We start from the raw sequence: 22,477 nt of genomic DNA on the forward strand, positions 1-22,477 counted from the left end.
GGTCCGCGAACTAACTCTTAGGTCGGGCTAGCCCGACCTTTTTTATTTTGGGGGAAGAGATGAAGGTTGTTTCCTTTAACGTCAATAGTATTCGCACTCGCCTGCACCAGATGCAGGCCCTGGTAGACAACCATCAGCCCGATATCATCGGCCTACAGGAAACCAAAGTCACCGACGAAGATTTTCCAGTAGATGCGATAAAAGACCTGGGCTATGAGCTGATTTATTTTGGCCAAAAAACACACTACGGCGTTGCCCTGCTCTCACGCCTACCTTTTATTGATCGCGAATACGGTTTCCCAACTGATGCCAGCGACGCCCAGCGCCGTATGGTTGCCGGCAAGTTTGATATCGGCGGTCCTGAGCCCCTCACGGTTATTAATGGCTATTTCCCGCAAGGTGAAAATCGCGAGCACCCGGTTAAATTTCCGGCAAAGCAAAAGTATTACGCCGACCTGGATACCTACCTGCAAACCACGTGTAAGCCGGAAGCGCCTGTATTGGTTATCGGCGATATGAATATTTCACCCAGCGACCAGGATATTGGTATTGGTGAACCCAATCGCAAGCGCTGGCTGCGCGATGGCAAATGCAGCTTCCTTCCAGAAGAACGCGAGTGGCTTCAAAAAATTGAAGGCTGGGGGCTCACCGACACCTTCCGCGCACAAAACCCAGAAACAGACGATGTATTCAGCTGGTTCGACTACCGCAGCCGTGGGTTCGATCGCGAGCCCAGACGCGGCCTGCGTATCGACTTGATTCTAGCCACCAACCCTCTTCTGGAAAAATGTGTCGGGACTGGCGTGGACTACGATATTCGAGCTATGGAACGCCCATCAGACCACGCGCCTGTATGGGCCGAGTTTAAGCTATAAGCACAGGTTACAGCCCGCTGGTTCAGTGGGCTATTTTTAAGACTATGAATATATGGTTTTCCATATATAATTGTTAAAAAGCCAAATGGAGCCCTCCAATGAAAAGGCGTGTTCTGTTTGTTTGCGCCGGGGACTCTGCCCGCTCACTGATGGCTGAGGCACTGTTGCGGCATTTTGGAGGCAATTCATACGAAGCCGTTGGCGCCGGAACCAATGTCCACACAGTGGACCCACGCGCTCTGCAAGCACTGGAGCGACTGGGGGTTTCAACAGAGGGACTCATTCCCAAAGCTGTAGAAGATGTAGCTGACCAACCTTTTGACCTAGTCATCACACTTTGCGACAAAAGCCGGGAAGAATACGTACCCTCCCCAAAAGTTGACAAAATGATTGCCTGGAATTTTAAGGAACCGACAAAGCGACACTGCTTCTGCCCTTTTTACACCACGGCACGTGAATTGAGCACTCGCATCAAACTACTGGTCTTGGCCCAAGCCGAGGCAGATTTACGAAAAAGAGCGGCATGAACCCAGTACAGTTTTACAAATGCCTGGCCGATGATACGCGGCTACGCACATTGCTCCTTATTGCTCACGAGGAAGAGCTTTGCGTATGCGAGCTAACGGCAGCCCTCGAATTGAGCCAGCCGAAAATTTCCAGGCACCTCGCCTTGCTGAGAAGTTCAGACCTGCTCCAAGACCGCCGCCAGGGGCAGTGGGTGTTTTACCGAATCAACCCTGACTTAAATGCCTGGGCAAAGTCTGTACTGTTCGACACCTTGCAGGCGAACCAGCACTTTATTACCGAAGACCTCAACAACCTAATTCAAATGGGAGACCGGCCAGAGCGCACAAGTCTGTGCTGCTGATATTGCCTGCCGACCTAAGATTTAAACTATCCAGATATATATGATTTTTCATATGTGCCTGACAGAAACGGAGCAAAATTAACAATGACCATCAAAATTGGGATCAATGGATTTGGCCGAATTGGCCGGCTGGTACTGCGCGCTGCTTGGGATTGGCCTGAAGTTGAGTTTGTCCAGGTTAACGACCCTGCCGGTGATGCAGCCACTCTCGCCCACCTGCTCAACTTTGACTCTGTACACGGGCGCTGGCACAGAGAGGCGAAAGCCGTTGATGACACAATTCAGGTTGATGGCAAAACAATAACCTGTAGCCGCAATACCGCTATTGCAGATACCAATTGGAAAAACTGCGACCTGGTTGTAGAGGCCTCCGGTAAAATGAAAACTACTGAACTTCTTCAAGCCTACCTGGATCAAGGGGTAAAGAAGGTGTTGGTCTCTGCACCAGTTAAAGAGGCTGGAGTTCCGAATATTGTCCTTGGAGTGAATCAACATATTTACCAGCCGGACAAACACCAGATTATTACCGCCGCTTCCTGTACGACTAACTGCCTTGCTCCAGTAGTAAAAGTTATTCACGAAAACCTGGGTATTCGTCACGGTTCAATCACCACTATTCACGATATCACCAATACCCAGACTATCCTCGACGCACCCCATGGAGATCTACGCAGAGCCCGCTCTTGTGGTGCCAGCCTGATTCCCACAACAACAGGTTCAGCTACAGCTATTGCCACCATCTTTCCAGAGTTGTCCGGCCGCCTAAACGGCCACGCAGTTCGTGTTCCCCTCGCCAACGCATCCATTACCGATTGTGTTTTCGAAGTGGAAACCGCCACTACCCCAGAGGCAGTAAACCAGTTATTTAAGGACGCTGCAGAGGGTGAACTAAAAGATATCCTCGGCTATGAGGAAAGGCCCCTCGTCTCCGTGGATTACAAAACCGACCCCAGATCGAGCATTATCGATGCTCTATCGACCATGGTCGTTAACGGCACCCAGGTAAAAGTTTACGCCTGGTATGACAATGAATGGGGTTACGCCAACCGCACGGCGGAATTGGCTCGAATGATTGGCACCATGGGCTAAGCAGCCAAAGTACAATGGGGCCGGAAGGAAAGAACACACTGCACCTGAGGGGTACGCCTCTCCATGAGCTCATATTTTTTCCTCCCACTTTTAGTAAGTAGCAGTACACAGAACAAGATCATGCAGTTTCTTCACAATTTATCGTCGCCAGTGCGCCAATACCTGCTGGTAACAGGCAATTACTGGGCATTTACTTTGACTGACGGCGCTCTGCGCATGCTGGTGCTGCTGCACTTTCACGAACTCGGCTACAGCCCTTTGCAAATAGCCTTGCTTTTCCTTTTCTACGAATTCTTTGGCGTAGTCACTAATCTTGTCGGCGGCTGGCTCGGTGCCCGGATTGGACTCAACCGGACCATGAACTTGGGACTGGCCTTACAGGTTGTTGCTCTTTCCATGCTGCTGGCACCCAGTCAGTATCTCTCGGTCCCCTTGGTTATGGCCGCCCAAGCCCTTTCCGGTATCGCCAAAGACCTGAATAAAATGAGTGCGAAGAGCTCAATCAAGTTACTAGTGCCCGATCAGGCCAGTGGCACCTTATATCGATGGGTCGCCCTTCTTACCGGTTCGAAAAACGCGCTAAAAGGCTTGGGCTTCTTTCTCGGCGGTGCCCTACTCGCCTCACTTGGCTTTCAAGGCGCGATTGCATCGATGGCCCTAGCTCTTGGAATAGTTTGGATATTGAGTCTCAAATTTCTTAAGCGGGACTTAGGGAAAGCCAAAGCAAAAAGCCGATTTAGAGATATCTTTTCCAAGAGTCCCGCAGTCAACATATTGTCGGCCGCGCGCTTACTCTTGTTTGCTTCCCGGGATGTTTGGTTTGTTATAGCTCTACCGATTTTCCTGGCTAGCCAGTTCGGTTGGAGCCACTGGCAGGTAGGTACCTTCCTGGCATCCTGGGTGATCGGATACGGCATAGTGCAAACCCAGGCCCCAAAGGTCACGACGGCACGTTCAGCTCAGGCTCCGGATGGTCGAACCGCACTATTCTGGGCAATAGCGCTCACTGCAGTGCCCGCATTAATCGCAATCGCATTATATAAAGGGGGGGATCCACAGCTCGCCGTACTGGGTGGACTTTTGATGTTTGCTGTACTCTTCGCCGTAAATTCATCTTTACACAGCTACTTGATAGTTGCTTATGCTCGGGAAGATGGCGTCTCTATGGATGTGGGCTTCTACTATATGGCAAATGCCGCTGGGCGATTACTAGGGACACTGCTCTCGGGGTGGGTATTCCAAACTCAGGGGTTGGTGGCTTGCCTACTTATTTCCAGTGCTTTTCTTCTGTTAACCGCACTGGTTTCACTGGGTTTGCCCAGACACAAAACCGGGGCTCCGGAGATTGGCAGCTTAAGTAGGAGCTGATCCGATAGCAGTATGAGTGCTACTTGCCAGCGCAAGCTGGCAAGTAGGCTGAGGGACTGTTTCGACTTGCGCGATTCGATACAGTTTGGACTCAGGTATGCACCCCATTTGAAATAGAATCAAAGCAAGGACCAAATACCTCATATAACACCCACCTCAAGTCCAAGTGCACAGCTCTACAGGAGCTGCAAAAACTCGAGATTAAAATGTCTGGATTTGGCACTCAATGCCTATTTACCACTAATTCCTGCCAAAATTAGCGCAAGAACTATGACTTTTTAGTCACGGTCATCCTTAGCAAAGTCCGATCCTTTTTGATGTAGTGATGGTAAAGAGCGGCCATTACGTGCCCCAGGATCAAGATCCACACCACCCACTGCCCTAGAATCTCCTTATGGATAAAGTCCACAGGCTTCTCAAACTCTTCAAAGGTTAGCCCCATTCGATCCTGAACTATCGCCACAAAAGCTTGGGTGCTCTCAAACTTAGGAATTTCAAACAGGAAAAAGTAATCCGTATCCACGCCTGTTCCGATATACCCTGTTAGCGGAGCGACGATCATAATCAAGTAGAGAAGAACATGACCGGTATGAGCGGCAAAATGTTCCAGGGAGCTACCTGGTTCTAATGGCGGTGGCGGATTAGTGAGACGCCATACGACTCTTAAGATGACGATCACCCCAATGGTGACACCAATAGATAGATGTAGCTGCAAGGCAGTCCAATTCGCCGGTGTTTCCTCTTGGGTAAACCACTGACGGTAGTAGACTGAAATATAGGAACCCAAAAACAATAAGGCCGTTAACCAATGTAGCCACTTGGCTACTGAACCGTAACTGTCAGGTTGATTTCTCAGGCTCATTTCTATCTCTTTCCCACTTCCGAAAACTATATTCTATCGGCAGTTCGCCTACTATTTCTCCGAGTAGAATCTACGTAAACCCAAAATAAAGAGTACAACACCAAACGCTTGGACAAAATGATAGATAATATTGTGATCAAGGTCCCAAATGATACTGACTGATAAACTTCCATCTAACTGGACAGCCATTGCAACAATACTAACTATCGAGCCAAGTGCCATAAACCAACTACCACGCAGTGAGCTTTGTCTCCTTAAGGCTAATATAAAGTACCCTATGAAAGCCACCGCGCAGATTAAAAACTGATAAACAGCAAAAGCAAAAATTTTATCTTTAAGTGAAAAGGAAAAAACAAACAATATCAGGAAAAGAAATAACACTGGAAAAATAGCCCGTTTGGAAAAACCTTCATTCACCAAATCTACGCTAACCGCAAGAACAAAAGAAGAAATTAGTAAACCAAGTAAAAAAAGTATTCCATACCATAAGCAACTTCGAAAATATGGTCTAATTTCAACCCCATGATATACGGCCGCCATTAATGAGGCGATAAACATACTACCTAGGCAGCAGCAAAGAATACAGTCGACTCTTGAAAAAATGATTTCACAAGTTTTCTATTTTTCTTGATGCTCTGCAAATCTGCATTTGCACGACTCAGTAGTGTCTCACCTTTTTTCAGCGGCCTCTTTGAAGTCCCTATATTTCTCATATGATTCCAGACCAACTCATCTGGATTTAGGTCTGGTGCATATGGCGGTAAGAACACCATTTCAAGCTTTCCATCCTGTGAATCGACATACTCCAATACCTTTTTCGATTTGTGTACTGGGTGCCCATCAACAATGAGAATCACTGGTCTTTTCTGACTTCTCTGGAAATTTTTGAAGCATTCTACGCACTTTTCTGCCGTGAACTTTCCACTATAAATATGATACCAGAAGCCACCTCTATTCGATAAAGCTGAGATCGCATTGATTGACTGTCTTTGACCACTCGTTTTTACCACTGGAGTTTTTCCTTTTTCTCCCCATGTCCTTTGGAGTGGATCGTCTGATCTGATACTAGCCTCGTCCAGCCAAAATATTTCTGCACCAGTTTTTTTCGCATAAGATTTAATCTTTGGATAGACTTCCTTTACCCATTTATTCACCGCCTTCTCATCTCTCTCGTAAGCTCTTCGTAGAGGCTTTTGTGGCGTCAGGCCCAGTCGATGTAGAAGTGTGCCGACACTAGAAACGCTAAGTTCAATTTTGAATCTCTCAAAAATCAAATCCGATACGATCTGACGTGTCCACAATCCGAAATCAAAGCCATATTGCCTTGGATCGCCACCAATAATCCATCGTTTGACTTCCTCTTCTTCAATAGCTGACAGTTTTCTACCGCGTCCAGGTCTAATTTTTGGAGATAGCGCTTCAATACCTTTCTCCCGAGCAGTCCTTAACCATGGGAAAATAGTTCTGCTCCCCAGCCCTAGGCTACGACTAACCTCCGCCGCAGATTCTCCATCAAATACTCGCTGAACAGCAATTTTACGTATGAGGTGCTGCTCCTCAGTACTAAGTTTTCTGGCATCGTATTTCATGCAGTTTATATTACCAGGGTGTACTGATTATTTCTGCCCCGCTAGTAATAGCGAAAAAGACAATCCAAATATTTCTCTTCCAGTATTTCTCCCTTACAAATATCAACAAATAAAGAGCGCCAATAAATGCGACCAGAGCCAGCCCGACATTAGTAATTGCAGTTAGCAGGTCTATTTCGCCATGTACTAGATTCATTCTATTTCGGATATAGTCGATACACTTTCATATGCAATCTCTACCCACCCCAAATCGCAACGTTATTACGCAATATATCAAACTTTCTGAGAATCAACTGAAATTACGTGTGTCATCTACACGAGCTAAGTCATACCAATTTCTCAAGTGGAACCTCAATAATGAGGCAGACGTAAAGTGTAAAGAACACGAAGACAAACAAGAGCCAGCGCGCCATTATATTTCAAGGCGGCACTGACACTTATTGATCGTTTCAACTCTTATCAACTGGCTATAACAGATATAATCACCTTGCCTTTAGCGCGTCCTGAAGCGAGATATGAAAAAGCTTCTTTGCCTTGCTCTAAAGAATAGATCTTGTCTATTACTGGAGAAAGAGTCTTCTGCCGGTACAGACCTCCCAACTCACTCAGCTGCCCGCCATTAGCCTCCATAATAACCATTCGATAGAGCGCAGATTTGCCCTTCGCTGCCTTCATTAGCTTTCGTGACTTAAGCGCCAATAGCTTGCGGAGAAACCAACCTAGCCCAAGCTCTTCAGCTGTCTGCGGATCTAAAGCCCCTTTAACAGAGACAACACGCCCACCAGTTTTCAGGACCTGAAATGCATCCAAAGCATACTGGCCACCCAAAGTATCGAACACGACATCCATATCAGATAATAATTTCCGGTAGTCATCTTTTTTATAATCAATAACAAGGTCGGCACCGAGTGCTTTCACCCACTCCACATTCGCACTACTTGTTGTAGTCACCACATAGGCGCCTACAGACTTCGCCAATTGGATTGCCATAGAGCCAACACCACCTGAGCCTGCATGTATCAGCACTTTCTCGCAGGACTTCAAACCCGCAACTTTGATCAAAGACTGATAAGAGGTCAGCCCAACGAGCGGAATACCCGCCGCTTCACTGTGTGACAAGTTTTCGGGCTTTGCAGCCAAGTGAGAAACACTAACGGTGAGATATTCTGCAATAGTGCCCACATGATCCTCCCCCACCCTGGAAAACACCAAGTCCCCTACACTGTATCCAGTAACATCATTCCCCACTGCTACAACTTCACCGCTGACATCCCGGCCAATACCGACCGGAAATACTTCCTTTCGTACCGATTTAAGCTCCCCCCGCAACATCATGTTATCAACTGGATTTACGCTAGCGGCATGCACCCGAAGCAAAACTTCACCAGCCTTGGGGGTGGGAACCTCAGCTGACTGAAACTCCAGGCTGCTATCAATATCCCCATAGCGAGTCATTTTCAAAGCTTTCATTGGTCATCCTAACAATCGGTTCAACAAACATTGAAAGCGATAGTGCCCATACTGCGACCATAAAAACAGGTGGTAATAGGTATAAGTCTTTTGTCATTATGGCAATAATGGGGAATATTTTGAGCCGATGACAAACAGTTAGAAGTTGATTATGGACAAAATCAGAGCATTGCGTTACTTCAAGCGGGTGGTAGAACTGAATAGCTTTACTGCAGTTGCTGAAGAATTCGAGGTTCCCGCTTCATCAATCTCTCGCCGCGTAAAAGATCTGGAGCAGTCCTTAGGAGTGGAGTTACTGCAACGCAGTACCCGCCAAGTCAAGGTTACTGAGCTCGGCAAGCTCTACTATTCGATGATAAGTAAAGCAATTCGCCAGCTTGAACAGGCTGATGAACTGGTTAGCCAGACATTTGAAGCGCCCAACGGTCTGATACGTATCAGCTGTCTCCCAACTTATGGAGAGCAGCATTTAACCCCCCTTCTTGAGAAGTTTGCCCAACGTTACCCCAATATCGTATTCGACTTAACCTATAACGATGACCTGTCCCAGTTAGGGAAAGATCCCGTTGATATTGCGATTCGCGGAGGGTTTGCCCCGGATGAGCATGTTATTGCTAAGCGGCTGTCTAGTAATGAATTCTCTCTCGTAGCCACACCACAATTTATCGAAAATCTGGAACACGACCGCCCCTTGAACAAGTCAGCGATTGAGTCTGTTCCCAGCTTGCAATACCGGGGGCCACGGGGAGTCATTGAGTGGTATATGCTCACTGACGGTCAGTGGCAGCCATTGAAACTGTCCCCAAAGGTGATTAGCAATAATGGTAAGGCCCTAACAGCAGCCGCGCTAAATCATCGCGGCATGTTTTGTGTGCCCTCTTGGAGTATTTGCAACTATCTCGAATCAGGAGAGCTGGTACAAGTTCCTTGCGAAGGTAAAGTTTCAGTTAGCCCCGGTGGCGATTTGGGAGTTTTCCTGCTTTACGAACGCGGTAAATATCAAATCCCCAAGATAAAACTCTGTGTGGACTTTATCTACAACAGTCTAAATGGACGATAGAAGGGTATTTAAGGCACCGCTGAAGAATTCTGTAATATCACTGCGGGCCCTTTCAACGCGCCCCCCCTGTATTGCGACCGCTTGATAGATCTGAACATTCCTGTATAACCACACCCTGATTCTGAACCGTCTTAAAAACCGGAGGCATCACGGAATTGTTCAGAGGTTCCTTAAGTCCATTTAAGAAGTTTCCAAAACAAACCTGGGCCTTAAATACATACGTAATTATCAAACTATCCCTGTATTTTTTGTTTAGGAATAATTTTATTTACCTTCGCCCCCCAGATGAACATATTAAATTGAAATGGGGCAGCTAAATAGCACACCAAAGGCAAACCACGATTTAAGATCCCAAATGAGCTAATCATGAGGCTATAAGATGATTAGCTCACAGCAATAGGCAACTGCAGCTAGTGCATGAAATTAAACATCTAACTTGGAGAAGAGCAATCCAGAAGCTATAACCCTTCAGGGTGGCCACTAGCGGCAGAGGTACAAAAGGCTTTATTTCCAATAAGCTTACATAATCAAACTTTTAGCGCAAAAAAAAATTGCGCAATTAATTAATGATCTAAATTTCATCATTGCAGACCACCTCCAACTATATAATAAGACCATTGCAACCGGAGAAAGCACGCCTTAACCAAGCTGCCAATCCCGTCCTCAAAGCTAAGAACGTACTTGTATGCAGCCATATCTCAGCTATTGATAAAGTACATTCAGAAGCTGGCGGAGATGTAACTTTCAGTACACCAACAATCCACACTAGCGGATGCTGTTGAAACAACAACACCGCCCTACTCCCCAGCATAAGACTTGATAATGCTATCCAATCACGTGCTTTAAGTAACTTGATTTGACAGAGGTGCACAAGTCCATGTGGCAGTTATTACCAGCCATCGGCAACTACAATTAAAGAACGCTTGATAGCTGGCACATCTTGGAACTACTCAAAGTTATGGTTCAAAGCATCCTCAAATGAAACAGACTTAATCACGCTCCTAGCTGTAAAACGATTCATCCTTGCGGTATACGTTGACTTACATCTCTGTGAAGTCCCCAGATCCCTAGCCTTAATCTCATTGGCTATAGCCCAGTGCCATTGAGAATGATATTTAAAAGTTTTATCGGCCAGCTTTGTGCAAAGTTCCCAATCACCAAATCGCTTAACCCTCGTGTCCGGCTCTCCAAGAAAAACTGAACAACCAGTGGACAGAATCGAACCCGATATGACCAAAACCTTTAGAATTCTCATACTCTATAAACCCAAATGATACTTCAAGGATGAGCTTTTCGATATCCTGAACCAGATCACAGGATCGTACGACATCGCCAGCCCTCATCCATCTCAATTACTACCAGATACTCGTAGGCTACCCATAAGCATTCTAGAAAATCACAAAATATTAACATATTATTGATATTTAGTCATTTTGTTCTGTCTAATATGCCTAAGGTATTTGCATGCCCAATTTAAGTACCACTTGGTTAGTTAATTTTAGCTACCAGCTAAACCTAGTAAGCGGCCTATCCTATCACTCCCACTGAATCGCATATTGTTCAATACTCAAGTCAAAGAAGAGGACTCTAAGAGTGACCACTAAAATATCGGCGATTTAACTCCCTATTTATCGGTTAATGTGGGAATCTAGGATCGATTACACAGAAAATGGGGTGCCAAATATATTTGGCAAAGCATTATCACTCTTGGGAGCGTGGATTGAACGAAAATACGAATGGTCTACTGAAATGTTTCTTCCAGCAAGGTATGAAATTGACAAGATACCCAAAAGCCGTATTGACGATGCAGTATTCCGAATAAACACCCGCCCAAGAAAGATTCTAAATTACTTGTGCCCACTAGAATTTCTAGCGGGCAGGCGTGTGTCACTTATGTTGGCAATCTAGGATTTAGCATGCTGATCATTATCGGCCGCAACATGCAGCGTGACCGAATTTCACAGGGTTTAAAATTCAAAGGAGTATCCAAAGTACGGCTATTAGGTTCAGTGACATCATTATAAAGTCAGTGATAAAGATAAAACGCATCACGCCTTTAACTTGCCACGGCCCTTCACCTTTTCGGTTTTGTAGGGCTACCGGGACATTGTAAATAAATTGTGTTCCGTGAGTGACAGCAAAGGCCAGCAGCAACGTAGCGCGTTGCACATCCGTAGCAAATACTGAGGGGCTAATTAGCAGTAGTATATTGAGGAACGCCAATGAGAGGTTAAAACCACCCAGAAATTTTCCCGATTCTGCCAAGATATTAAACACGGGGGTATCTCTGTTTTCCCTGGGTACCAGCAATTTGGCAAATATATGATTTCGCAAAGAGAAGACATTAAACCCCATTAGAAACCAAATTGTGTTTAACACCAAAACAATTTCAAAGATCATCGGTATCTCCAAGACTTACTAATTGCCCACTGTTTGGGTTGTGTATTTCAGGCGTTACCTAATACCGGCCAAAGGTCCACAATCTCGCCTTTGCTGTAGACCGCAATATCACCAAACTGCAGGAACACGGACTCACTTTGAGTGGGCCTTAAGAAGACCCACTCGTCTTCATTCAGTAACACTTTTTTAGAGCCATTCAGCATTTCCTGGTTACTGGAGCGGCCATAGATGGGATTGATCGACAAGCCCTTTGGTGATTCAGGCTCCGCCTTCCAATAGCCGCCAGACATAAAGAAGCTTTGCTCCCGATTTGGGTTCAACCAACTAAAGGGTCCGGTGAGCCCTTCTATGCCGGGTATCTGTGTCTGTGACAATTTTTTCAATACCGGACTTGCGATATACGCCGCTGGCAAATGATCAGACAGGGTGGGAATATCAAAGCCCGTCGGTTTAACCAGGCACGAGCCAGCGGCAATCTCGTTACAGGGAGCCCGGTCTGCTCGGGATTTGTACAGTTGGTAGGTTGGGCTACCGGCAGCGTTCAAAGTGGCCGCCTTCGGGAATGCACTTCCCAGCTGGATCTTAGCTTGCTCCACCCTGCTTTGGTAAATATCCAACCCCCGAGTGATTGCCTTTTCAGGTCCACCGAGAACACCTGGCATTTTTGCGGCGTGGGCGTCGTAACCCATAAAACCGGAAAATTCCAAATAGGGTTCCCGCTGAATGATACCGAGCATCGCGGAGAGATCTTCCGCACTGGCAATGCCACCCCGGTGTAGGCCTACATCAATCTCGATATTAATTCGCAAGGATTGTTTGAGCGATCGTGCCAGATCGGCGTATTGATTAAGTCTGCGGGGGCTGTCAACCAGCCACTGTAACTGCCGCGTAGGATCAAAATGCTCCGCCTTAGTGCCAAAATAAAAGGCCTTTGCCGCAGTAATCGGGAGAGGTTTGCCCAGCAAAATATCACTCGCTGGATAAGATTTAACCAGTTGCTGTAGAAATGGCAGCTGGAATACCATGATGCGATTAGTATTTGTTCGCTGAGTAATAGCGTCCAGCAGGTTTAGCGAGGGCAAAGATTTAGCCACTACCCGGTAGTCATAGTGACCTCTGAGGTGGCCGGCTAATATATCGGCGTTCTTTTGCAGATTTTCCAGGTCTACGACTAAGGTGGGACCAGAAAAGCCGGCATTATCCAGAGCTTTAGAAACACTGGAGAAGTATTTGCTGTGCCCTCCCTGCCCTTGCGCTTTAGGGCGAAGAACGGCGACACCTGCCGCCGCTCCTAACGCGACCCCACCTAGTATTAGCTTTCGTCGCTTGATATCCATTGTGCTTTCCTCTTTGAGGGTTCACTGCTGAGCAGCGTTGCTCAGGTAAAAAGCGTTTTCAGATAAGGGTTTAAGAACTTACCACTGGGGTCTAGCTCTCGGCGAACCTCAAGAAAATCCTGCCACTGAGGGTAGAGCTCGGCAAAGTCCGAGCCTTGTAGCTTGTTTAACTTGCCCCAGTGCGGGCGGCCCCCATATTTGCGCATAATGGGCTCAATGGCCTGGAACAGTGGTAGGTGGTCCTCTTCAAAGTAGCGGTGTATGGCGATGGATACGGAATCTTGCTTATAAAACGGACTCAGCCAGATATCGTCAGCTTTAACGAAACGCACCTCGATAGGGAAGAAAACATCCAGATTATTTTCCTCAATCGTTCGACGTATTTCCGCGAAGGCTTTCAAACCGTCCTCGCGGGGCAAGTGGTACTCCATTTCATTGAAACGTACGTTTCGCTCACTGGCGTAATTCCGCCAGGAGGACTCGACAACGACTTCTCTCTCGATATCTTCCATCGCATTTTGCAGCGCAAACTGACGCAACTTCGGTGACCAACCCAGCCAGTCCCGCACAGATTTCAGGGTCATTACTGCTTCATTAGTATCTTCCCGCTCCGTAGAGAAGATTTCCTCTGTGGTCGGCTGGTGGGAATCAGCCATGCACATCCCAGAAAATGGGATATAGTAAAATTCAAAGTTACGATTGGCCTCTGCCAGTGCTGTAGCCTGATCCAACACCTCTTCCAGGGGCGCTACCCAAGATTCACGACGCAAACGGTAGCTGGGCTGGTTCTGCATACGCACCTTGGTCACCATACCCAGGCTGCCAAGGGATACTTGCGCTGCCGCGAACACCTCGGGGTTTTGCTCACCATCACACCAGAGCGTATCCCCTCCTGCGGTCACCAGTTCCATACCCGCTGCATAGCTGGACATACAACCCAAGCCTGCACCGGTTCCATGGGTCGCGGTTGCCAGGCAACCACCTAAAGTCTGCTCATCGATATCTGGTTGGTTAATCAGCGCTTGACCGATATCCTCTAAGGGTTGGCCAATGTCTGCTACACGGGTGCCGGCGTAGATCGTCGCCTGCACTTTGTCAGAATCGTGGTCGGCGACACCGGTAATGCGGCCCAATGAAATAATTGTATCGTCAGTGGGTACCAGTGCAGTGAAGGAGTGACCCGCACCTACCGCCCTGACCGTACCTTGCGCTTCCGCAATTATCGTTTGCAGTGCAGGAATATCTTTGGGTGCCAGACGATGGGCCGGCAGACACTCTTGTGAACCAGACCAGTTCCGCCACCGTACTCCCGCTTTTTTTGTCGGTGGGGCTGCAGCTTGCAATAAGGTGCGTGCAACTGATGAGATAGGCGCGGCCGCTAATGATGCGGAGCCGATCGCGATAGAGTTTATAAACTGGCGACGATTGAACCCCATATCCTTTACTCCGCTGTAGCCATAAAGACAATCAACTGTTCAAACTGCTCGGGGGAGCACTCAAAACAAAGGCCTAGTGGCGGCATACCCTGGAACCCATTGATAGCATTTTCCACCAACACATCCATCCCCTTCTCCATACGAGGCTTCCAGTTGGCTAAATCTCCGGTAAGGGGTGCGGCACTGGCGCCAGTGCTGTGACAGCTGCGGCAAGTGCGAGTATATATTTCAGCGATTTCCGGATCAGCGGGCGCAAGAGACAGCGCTCTTTGGGTCAAAAATGCCCGGTTTTTTTCACTATCCTGCGGAGGCTCAGAACATCCTTGAATGACATTTAGTATCAAAACCAGGGACAAGAGCTTAAAGCCCCGGCGCAAAGCTACCAGTTCCATATGCGTACACCCACTACATTATTGTTGTTTATTTCTTTTTAGCTATTGCCAAAGTTATTGTGTACATATCGCTGGCACTATTGTTAATCATGATGGCCGCTAAAACAACTACCTGAACTCACCGGTCTCAATATTTGCTATCACAATTTATTTGCGTACCAATTATAGGATTACAGCAATAGAACCACAGGCCGAGGAAATCTTACGGCTGACATCAACATTTGCGAAACCAATAAATGACTTGTCTAAATAACAGATTGGTTTCTGAGTATTAAATGGGGCTACCGATGTTTACCAACATATAACCATAGACAACCAGCCGTCGGCCAAGATGGCCACAGAAACAATTAATTCACTCGTGGATTGAAAGATTTAAGAAAATCCAGATACATATCAATTGTCCACAATGACAACAGCACTAGTGAAAAACTTAAAATATTCGGAGAAAAAATAGAGTTTTATCTACAGACCGAAAGAACTGAGCACACTATATGTCATGCTTAGAACTTTACTTACAAATATTGCATATAGAAATGGTTATATTTTTCCGAATCCGGCAGCATTGGATTTGAATAAATAATTATCAGCCAGCCGGTAACTTTTTTATCAGCGCTATCCATGCAGCGCTTCCCTGTTGAAAGATCTTCGCTCAGGAGAAGCGAACAGAAAAAAAGTATTAAGAAAGTGATAAACGATTACTCAGGTTTCGTTAGCTGCTTAATTCAACTGTCAACCTGACATGAGGATGTGGCTATCGGCAATCTGCTCATCACATTAGTCGTTGAGAATCAGCAGGAACAAGAATACCCTTGCACTTTTCGACCAGGCAGGTATTCAGTGGTTAATAGAGTGCAAGCATCCCTCAACGGGCCGGAACTGTCAGAGCTAATTCAAGGCTACTGGCGTGTGAGTGAATGGAGCCTAAGTCCTCAGGAGCGCCTGACATTCCTGAAACAGCATGTAGACCTTGGAATTACTACCGTCGATCATGCAGATATCTACGGGGACTACTCCTGCGAACAACTGTTCGGCGAGGCGCTAAGGCTTGATCGCTCTATTCGCAATCGCATTGAAATTGTCACCAAATGCAACATTAAGCTGCTCTCTGAAAAGCATCCCGGCAGAAAAGTAAAACACTATGACTCCAGTGCTGATCATATTCGGCACTCGGTCGATAACTCCCTTTCTCGTCTTGGCGTGGAGCATATCGACATTCTGCTTCTTCACCGGCCGGATATGTTGATGGATGCGGATGAAGTCGCTAGTGTATTCACCGAGCTCGAAAAGGCTGGCAAGGTAAAGCACTTCGGCGTTTCCAATTTTACTCCCTATCAATTTGACCTGCTGCAGTCCCGGTTAAGCTCCCCACTAGTAACAAATCAGGTCGAGATCAACCCTGTCAACTTTAGCGTGGCAGAGGATGGAACCCTGGATCAGTTACAGCAATATAGGGTTCACCCCATGGCCTGGTCCTGCCTAGCAGGCGGAGAGATTTTCACGAGGTCAGATACTCAAGCTGAGCGTATACGTGTCACCTTGGACGGTATTAAAGAAGAGGTCGGGGCTGCCAGTATTGACCAAGTAATCTATGCCTGGGTACGACGCTTCCCTTCCAAGCCCTTAGCGATTGTGGGCTCAGGAAGTATTGAAAGAGTCAAATCGGCTATTGAAAGCTTAAAACTCAACTTAAGTAGAGAGCAGTGGTACAAAATATGGACTACCGCTAAAGGTTGCGAAGTTCCATAAAATAGCGTAACCCTCTAGAGAAGCTTTCGGTTACTCTTCTACACTAGCTGACTTCAGCCCAGATTTTTTGCTACTGGGAATAAGGCGATGCAAATTGTAATTCACTGCATCACCTGTTCCCCTAATTAGCTTTAGCCCTGCTGCCCCATTTGACTTGACCACTGCATTAAGCGGCCTTGAGACATGTTTTTATTTTTTTCATCTCCAGTGTTCATAAATGATGCCAATTCAGTTACGTAATTTCCCTTACGCCAATCGTAAAGGAAACTTGCCAGCACGTGAAAAGCCGCATCCGAGCAATTAGAAATAATTTGTAATTGGCCGTTATTATTCCCCTCCAAAGAGCTAAGTCTTTCCATCCACTTACCAGGAGCAAATGCATATTGGAATGTAATGCCGGTATTGTTGAGGTGGCGCCCAAATCCTTGGGTACCTAAAAGATCCTGTCGTAAAAAATCCCTGAAGTCGTTGTGCTGAGTCTGGCTAATTTTAAGACCATAGTATTGCGCTGTTGGATCCGCGTTCATGCCAGTGTCATCACGCCAACGGCCGTCAATAGGCCGCATACTATTATGGCGCCCACCTACTGAACCTTTAAATGCACTCCAAGAACTATTGGGATCCCAACCAACAATCGTATCGATAGCCCCATTGCTACCGGAAATTAGTGCGGTGTGCCCATTCCAAGTCCTACCCAGCGAGCTTTCTATTCCTCCATTGCCCTGCCATTGCGCATAAAACCTGGAAAATAGAGAGCCGTACGACCTCAAACTGGATACAAAACAAATACCAGCAAAGTGCTCCTGACACGCCCTAGGATTAAAACCTCTTCCACTCATCGATGACATCCTCCATAACGACTGTAAATAACGTCAGCATTAAAGTCTTATTTTGTTTAGCCAAGAATTCTTTCAATTCACACCTAAACCCGATGAATCATTATTTTTATTTCTAAGGGCTAAATACAAACTGATAAATTCACCATGCAACTCGAGATTATTTGATACCAAACAGGTACAAGGGTGTCAACACGAAAGGTGTGTATACAAAGAGAGAAGGTAACACTTCAGGAAGAAATACTACTTAGAGATTACACCGCTCAATAATCAAAAAAAACTTTTCAAAGAGATTAAAAGGTGGATGCGTGGCCCCTAAAGACCCACTATTAAAAATTAATCGCTTACCCATCAAAAAATCAAACTATAAGAAGCTATTAAAAAATCACCCTACAATTAATAAAATCGCAGATACATACTAAGAAATTATAATTTTTTAGTTTTCCCTTCAGGCTTAATAGTACTTCCATCTTCGAACCCTAGAAGATTAACTTGCTGAAACTCCTTTAAGATCAGTAGCAACATCAACCTGTGAGTCAGGCAGAAAAAACTTATCAATGTCTTTAGGTACCGGAGTCATCCTAGGCCATACCTACCTAGACCAACCTTATAAAAGAAACAATTCTTGCATTTTTCACCAGACTTTCAGTACAGGTGACTGGAAAACTACCATATCGAGATCGATTGGCCGCTATTTACAAATAAATTCTAAAATAAAACAACAATTCAGATATATGTGTAACCAGGCTACACAAAATTGGGGGCTAACTTGGCATATTTTGAAGATCCAAGGCTCTCGGCTCACCACAATCAGAGCAAAGGTTGAGGCAAGCCTGGAGTAGAATTATTTGCTGACAACATCGATTCCTGGATTACCCAGAGTACCGTTCAGTACAGATGCCAGACGAACCCCACCCTGTTGTAATCGCATTTCAACAGAGTCCTGACAGCGCAGAAAGTACTTTTCACCCAATTGTGCTTCAGTGGTATAGGCCAGCTTGTGGGCCAATTTGTGGGATTCCTGGGCCCAAACTTCAACCGAGGTAGACTGCCAAAGCTGCCTTTCGGACCCGCTAATTTTTTTTACTCGCTCCTGAGCGTAATCTTGCCAATCTAAAACTAAACGGGATACTAAGTGAATATCCCAAAGTGCGTGTAGGTTTGTTTCACTCCCATAAAACTGGACTTGCACATCATTACCACCCTTATCCGAAAGTAATCCGGTATGTAGCGGCTGATGAAGGTCTCCAACAAAGTGGGCAATAAACATTAGTGCTTCTGCTCGCTCTTTCTTGGTGCGCGAGCGATCGGCCAGTACCTTCTGATAATTTTGGATCGCCTTTAATATACACCCTACAGCAGGGCAATCCCGCTCCTCAACATAAGTACTCCAATCTCGCGACAGGTTTATATAGTGGAGTGGCGCAGCCCAGTTGTAAGCCTCGTTAGATCTAATTCGATCAGCCCAAGTTGTGGATTCAGCTAGGTGCGGCTCACCGACTTCATCAAGGAGCAACTCTATTTCGGCAGCTACCTCCGGGTCCAGGTAATGCCATGCAATTTCTCCAACGACCCTGTGGCCATCATCTCCCCAAGCGTATGCCTGTGTCATAGCTGTGAGTCCGAATAGTGCAACTGCTATACAGGCAATTATCAATCGTATGCTCATTGGGCATGTCCGCCAGAGTGAATTTGCTGGGTACTTTAACGCCAGTATGTGACAAGTTCACGGCTGTAATAATTTATTTATATGTGCACTACATAATCGCTTCAGCTCTTAGACAGTACCCAATAAAAATCACATAACAGCCTCCATTGGAACTTGGAACCTAAGTTGCAAGAGCAAAACTCGATAATTACTTGGGTCACTTGAGTTGGCAATTCTTTAGACCAGGAAAACGCTATGAAACCTTCTCTGTTCCCGCGCGTATTACTATCTGCGGCGATTATTTCTGTTGCTAGTACGGCGCAGGTATCTCAGGCACAGGAAACTGCAGCCGGCATTCGCGGCTCTATTTCCGCAAGCAACGGTCAAGCAATTACCAATGCGACTGTAACAGTGGTTCACACCCCCTCCAATAGCCGCCGTGAAGTAGAAGTCAGCGACGCGGGGCAATTTAACCTGAGTGGCCTGCGAGTGGGTGGCCCCTACACCGTCACCATCGATTCCGAGGAAGGCCAGCGAGTTATTGAAGATATCTACCTCTCCGTTGGTGATATCCTCCCTCTGAGCCTAACCCTCGGCACTAGCAACCTGGAAGAAGTAACCGTATTGGGACAAGCGCTCAGCACCTCCCGCTTAGCTGTAGGTCCATCTTCGCACTTTAACAGTGGCGACCTTGCCAGCGCCCCTTCCATTAATCGCGATATCAAGGATGTGCTACGTCTCGATCCGCGAGTTTATGTGGATGAAGCCAATGTTGATGCTATCCAGTGCGCCGGCGCCAACCCTCGCTTCAATAGCCTTACGGTTGATGGCGTACGCATGAATGACAACTTCGGCCTAAATAGCAATGGCTACCCCACTGAACGTATGCCGTTCTCGTATGATGCTATCGATCATGTCGCCGTCGAACTGGCGCCGTTCGATGTTCAGTACGGAGGTTTCAGCGCTTGTAATATCAACGCAGTGACCAAGTCCGGCACCAATGAGTGGCATGGTTCATTTTTCTACGACTACACCGATGATGGTTTTCGTGGTGATTCCCTGGAGGGTGACGATATCGATGTGGCCAGCTTTGATGAGAAGCGCTACAACGCAACTCTCGGTGGAGCCATTATCGAAGATAAACTCTTTTTCTTTGCTGCCTATGAAAAGCTGGAAGGCGTTGCCACTTTTGACCGAGGACCTGCAGGCAGCAGCTCTGCCACCGAAGTACAAGGGGTTTCCCAAGAGCAGCTCAATGAGATTATTCGTATTTCCAATGAAGTCTATGGCTACAATCCGGGCGGCCTACCCACCAGCATGCCAGAAGAAGACGAAAAGCTGTTGGTGAAACTTGATTGGAATATCTCTGACGGTCACCGAGCTGCGTTTACTTACAACTACAACGACGGCTTTTCCATAGCCGAGGCCGACAATGACCCCGATGAGCTGGAACTATCCAACCACTATTACGAGCGCGGAGCCGAATTAAACTCCTATGTTGCACAGCTTTTCTCCGATTGGAGTGACATATTCTCTACAGAGGTGAAGATTGGCTACTCCGATTTGGACAATCGCCAAAACTCCCTGGGTGGAACTGACTTCGGTGAAGTACAAATCACCACTTATAATGACCACGATAACGATGGCAGCGATTCCCGTGCAACGGTTTACTTGGGAGCAGATGACTCACGTCATGCGAACAAATTGAGTTATGAAAACCTTACTTTTAAGCTCGCAGGTAAACTGCTGCTGGGTGAACACAATTTAACTGCAGGCTACGAGCACGAAAATTTCGATGTTTACAACCTGTTTATCCAGGAAGCTGCCGGCGAATACCGTTTCGATAGCATCGAAGATTTTGAAGCCGGGATTGCCAACCGGGTAACCTATGAGAATGCAGCTGGCACCAACAATATTTTAGACGCTGCCGCTGAATTCAGTTACAGCATCGATACACTCTACGCCCAGGATGAATATACCTTCGCAAATCTGGACCTGACAGTGATTGCGGGACTGCGTTATGACCGCTACAGCAGTGATGACAAGCCAGTAGCTAACGCAGACATAACCTCTACTTATGGCTTTTCCAACCAGCACAATATGGATGGCCTGGACCTGCTACAACCTCGCCTGGGCCTGAGCTGGAACCTTGACGATAACCTGGAGCTACACGGCGGTATCGGCCTTTACTCCGGTGGGAATCCCAATGTATGGATTTCTAATAACTACTCAAATAATGGTGTTCTGCAAATCGAAGCCCAAGATAGAAGCGGCACCCCCCTATTTGATATGGATTGGACCAATAACGGCGATCCGATCTATGAAATCCCACAAGACCTCTATGATATGGTCGCAAATAGTGATGGTTCTGTAGGTGGGGTCAACCTGATGGATCCGGATTTTGAACTGCCATCCATCTGGAAGTATGCAATCGGCGGTAGCTACGAATTTGAATCCGGTTATTTAGCATCTATAGACTATTTGTACAGCGATTATCAAGATGCCGCAATTATTCAAGATATCTCTCTTGAGCAAGTTGACTCGACTGCTGATGGGCGCCCGATTTACGGCAGTGCCAATGGTCGCAGCGAAGACTTCATGCTGACCAATGTGGATGGCGATTCCGGTTATTCCAGCGTACTTTCTCTCGGCCTCAGCAAGTCTTTTGATTTTGGCCTGAGTATTGCCCTTGGCTATGCCTTCACCGAAGCTGAAGATGTTAACCCCATGACCAGCTCTGTGGCTTACTCCAATTACACCAAAATCGCTACCGCTGATGCACAGAATCCAGGCACTGCAACATCAAACTATGTAGTTCCCCATCGCTTCACTTTGAAGTTGGATTACACCCAAGAGTTTTTCTCAGGCTACGAAACACGATTCACCTTGTTTGGTTCTGCCAATGAAGGCATTCCATACAGCTACACGTTTGGTGATCAGATCTTTGGTGATGCGGGCTGGGGTCGCGGCCTGCTCTACGTACCCTCAGGCGCCGATGATGCCAATGTTGTATTTGCAGATGACTTCGATACTGAGGCCTTCTTCGCCTGGGTTGACTCTGAAGACCTGGATAGCGGGACTAAGGAACGCAATTCACTTAACAGTGATTGGTGGACCAAGTTCGATTTGCGTATCGACCAACAACTACCGGGATGGCGTGCGGAAGACCGGGTTAACGCGTACTTTGTTATTGAAAACCTGGGCAACCTGCTGAATGACGAATGGGGCGTTATGTATGAGGGCGGATTCCCTCGTTACCAGTCAGCGGTAACGGCCAGCATCGACGACCAAGGGCGCTACGTATTTGAGGAATTCCTGGACCCAGCGGGGCAAACCCGAGTGACCGATGCCTCTCTATGGAGTGCTCGTATGGGGGTTCGCTACGAGTTCTAACCCATACTTTGTCGAATGCCGCAGCATTTGCTGCGGCCATTCCTATTTCCCCAAACCAAAAACCATTTCTCGGTGCCGATCATTTCAATAGCGACTGATAATGAGTCT

General features: G+C 46.8%; 18 protein-coding genes. 8 read left to right on the forward strand and 10 right to left on the reverse strand.

What is annotated here, in order from left to right:
• Window positions 1–59 precede the first annotated feature (59 nt).
• The 5 genes from xthA to arsJ all read left to right on the forward strand — a co-directional run bounded on the left by xthA (window position 60) and on the right by arsJ (window position 4,200).
• The gene (gene xthA / locus ACJJIW_RS17850) at window positions 60–875 is read left to right on the forward strand and encodes an exodeoxyribonuclease III (RefSeq protein ID WP_413665722.1); all 816 of its coding nucleotides are present in this window, start codon (window positions 60–62) and stop codon (window positions 873–875) included.
• A gap of 98 nt (window positions 876–973) precedes the next feature.
• Window positions 974–1,402: an arsenate reductase ArsC gene (locus ACJJIW_RS17855; protein ID WP_282932733.1), complete on the forward strand. Its 429-nt coding sequence runs from the start codon at window positions 974–976 to the stop codon at window positions 1,400–1,402.
• A complete protein-coding gene (locus tag ACJJIW_RS17860) occupies window positions 1,399–1,743 on the forward strand; it encodes a metalloregulator ArsR/SmtB family transcription factor (protein WP_282932732.1) in 345 nt (114 codons plus the stop codon). Before ACJJIW_RS17855 ends, ACJJIW_RS17860 begins: the two co-directional genes overlap by 4 nt.
• Before the next feature lie 84 nt (window positions 1,744–1,827).
• Window positions 1,828–2,832, forward strand: coding sequence for an ArsJ-associated glyceraldehyde-3-phosphate dehydrogenase (locus ACJJIW_RS17865; protein WP_282932731.1), 1,005 nt, complete (start codon window positions 1,828–1,830; stop codon window positions 2,830–2,832).
• Between the two features lie 120 nt (window positions 2,833–2,952).
• On the forward strand, window positions 2,953–4,200 hold the full coding sequence (gene arsJ, locus ACJJIW_RS17870; RefSeq protein ID WP_444935952.1) for an organoarsenical effux MFS transporter ArsJ: 1,248 nt from the start codon (window positions 2,953–2,955) through the stop codon (window positions 4,198–4,200).
• Window positions 4,201–4,468: 268 nt separating this feature from the next.
• On the opposite strand, the gene ACJJIW_RS17875 is transcribed toward arsJ, so the two are convergent.
• The 4 genes from ACJJIW_RS17875 to ACJJIW_RS17890 all read right to left on the reverse strand — a co-directional run bounded on the left by ACJJIW_RS17875 (window position 4,469) and on the right by ACJJIW_RS17890 (window position 8,121).
• Entirely contained in the window at window positions 4,469–5,062 is a 594-nt protein-coding gene (locus ACJJIW_RS17875; RefSeq protein WP_444935953.1) for a cytochrome b, read from the reverse strand.
• A 51-nt stretch (window positions 5,063–5,113) separates the two neighbouring features.
• Window positions 5,114–5,620: a DUF6962 family protein gene (locus tag ACJJIW_RS17880; protein WP_444935954.1), complete on the reverse strand. Its 507-nt coding sequence runs from the start codon at window positions 5,618–5,620 to the stop codon at window positions 5,114–5,116.
• 5 nt (window positions 5,621–5,625) lie between these two features.
• Entirely contained in the window at window positions 5,626–6,651 is a 1,026-nt protein-coding gene (locus ACJJIW_RS17885) for an IS630 family transposase (protein ID WP_282931436.1), read from the reverse strand.
• Between the two features lie 459 nt (window positions 6,652–7,110).
• The gene (locus ACJJIW_RS17890; protein ID WP_444935955.1) at window positions 7,111–8,121 is read right to left on the reverse strand and encodes an NADP-dependent oxidoreductase; all 1,011 of its coding nucleotides are present in this window, start codon (window positions 8,119–8,121) and stop codon (window positions 7,111–7,113) included.
• Between the two features lie 151 nt (window positions 8,122–8,272).
• Here ACJJIW_RS17890 and ACJJIW_RS17895 point away from each other — a divergent pair, with 151 nt between their 5' ends.
• On the forward strand, window positions 8,273–9,181 hold the full coding sequence (locus tag ACJJIW_RS17895; RefSeq protein WP_444935956.1) for a LysR family transcriptional regulator: 909 nt from the start codon (window positions 8,273–8,275) through the stop codon (window positions 9,179–9,181).
• Between the two features lie 1,974 nt (window positions 9,182–11,155).
• Here ACJJIW_RS17895 and ACJJIW_RS17900 read toward each other — a convergent pair.
• The 4 genes from ACJJIW_RS17900 to ACJJIW_RS17915 are packed head-to-tail and all read right to left on the reverse strand — an operon-like array spanning window position 11,156 to window position 14,746.
• Window positions 11,156–11,581, reverse strand: coding sequence for a hypothetical protein (locus ACJJIW_RS17900; RefSeq protein WP_282932727.1), 426 nt, complete (start codon window positions 11,579–11,581; stop codon window positions 11,156–11,158).
• A gap of 47 nt (window positions 11,582–11,628) precedes the next feature.
• Window positions 11,629–12,918 carry a DSD1 family PLP-dependent enzyme gene (locus ACJJIW_RS17905; RefSeq protein ID WP_444935957.1) on the reverse strand — a complete coding sequence of 430 codons (1,290 nt, stop codon included), beginning with the start codon at window positions 12,916–12,918 and terminating at the stop codon, window positions 11,629–11,631.
• A gap of 41 nt (window positions 12,919–12,959) precedes the next feature.
• A complete protein-coding gene (locus tag ACJJIW_RS17910) occupies window positions 12,960–14,354 on the reverse strand; it encodes an FAD-linked oxidoreductase, L-gulonolactone oxidase family (protein WP_282932725.1) in 1,395 nt (464 codons plus the stop codon).
• Between the two features lie 5 nt (window positions 14,355–14,359).
• Entirely contained in the window at window positions 14,360–14,746 is a 387-nt protein-coding gene (locus tag ACJJIW_RS17915; RefSeq protein WP_282932724.1) for a c-type cytochrome, read from the reverse strand.
• An 849-nt stretch (window positions 14,747–15,595) separates the two neighbouring features.
• Between ACJJIW_RS17915 and ACJJIW_RS17920 the strand changes: the two genes are divergently transcribed.
• Window positions 15,596–16,492, forward strand: coding sequence for an aldo/keto reductase (locus ACJJIW_RS17920; protein ID WP_444935958.1), 897 nt, complete (start codon window positions 15,596–15,598; stop codon window positions 16,490–16,492).
• 131 nt (window positions 16,493–16,623) lie between these two features.
• Here ACJJIW_RS17920 and ACJJIW_RS17925 read toward each other — a convergent pair whose 3' ends face one another.
• Complete coding sequence (locus ACJJIW_RS17925) at window positions 16,624–17,331, reverse strand: hypothetical protein (protein ID WP_444935959.1); 708 nt, start codon at window positions 17,329–17,331, stop codon at window positions 16,624–16,626.
• Between the two features lie 841 nt (window positions 17,332–18,172).
• Window positions 18,173–18,940: a S1/P1 nuclease gene (locus ACJJIW_RS17930; RefSeq protein ID WP_444893812.1), complete on the reverse strand. Its 768-nt coding sequence runs from the start codon at window positions 18,938–18,940 to the stop codon at window positions 18,173–18,175.
• 291 nt (window positions 18,941–19,231) lie between these two features.
• Between ACJJIW_RS17930 and ACJJIW_RS17935 the strand changes: the two genes are divergently transcribed.
• Entirely contained in the window at window positions 19,232–22,369 is a 3,138-nt protein-coding gene (locus ACJJIW_RS17935; protein ID WP_444935960.1) for a TonB-dependent receptor, read from the forward strand.
• Window positions 22,370–22,477 lie beyond the last annotated feature (108 nt).

Source organism: Microbulbifer maximicatervae (SeqCode) (assembly GCF_052467815.1).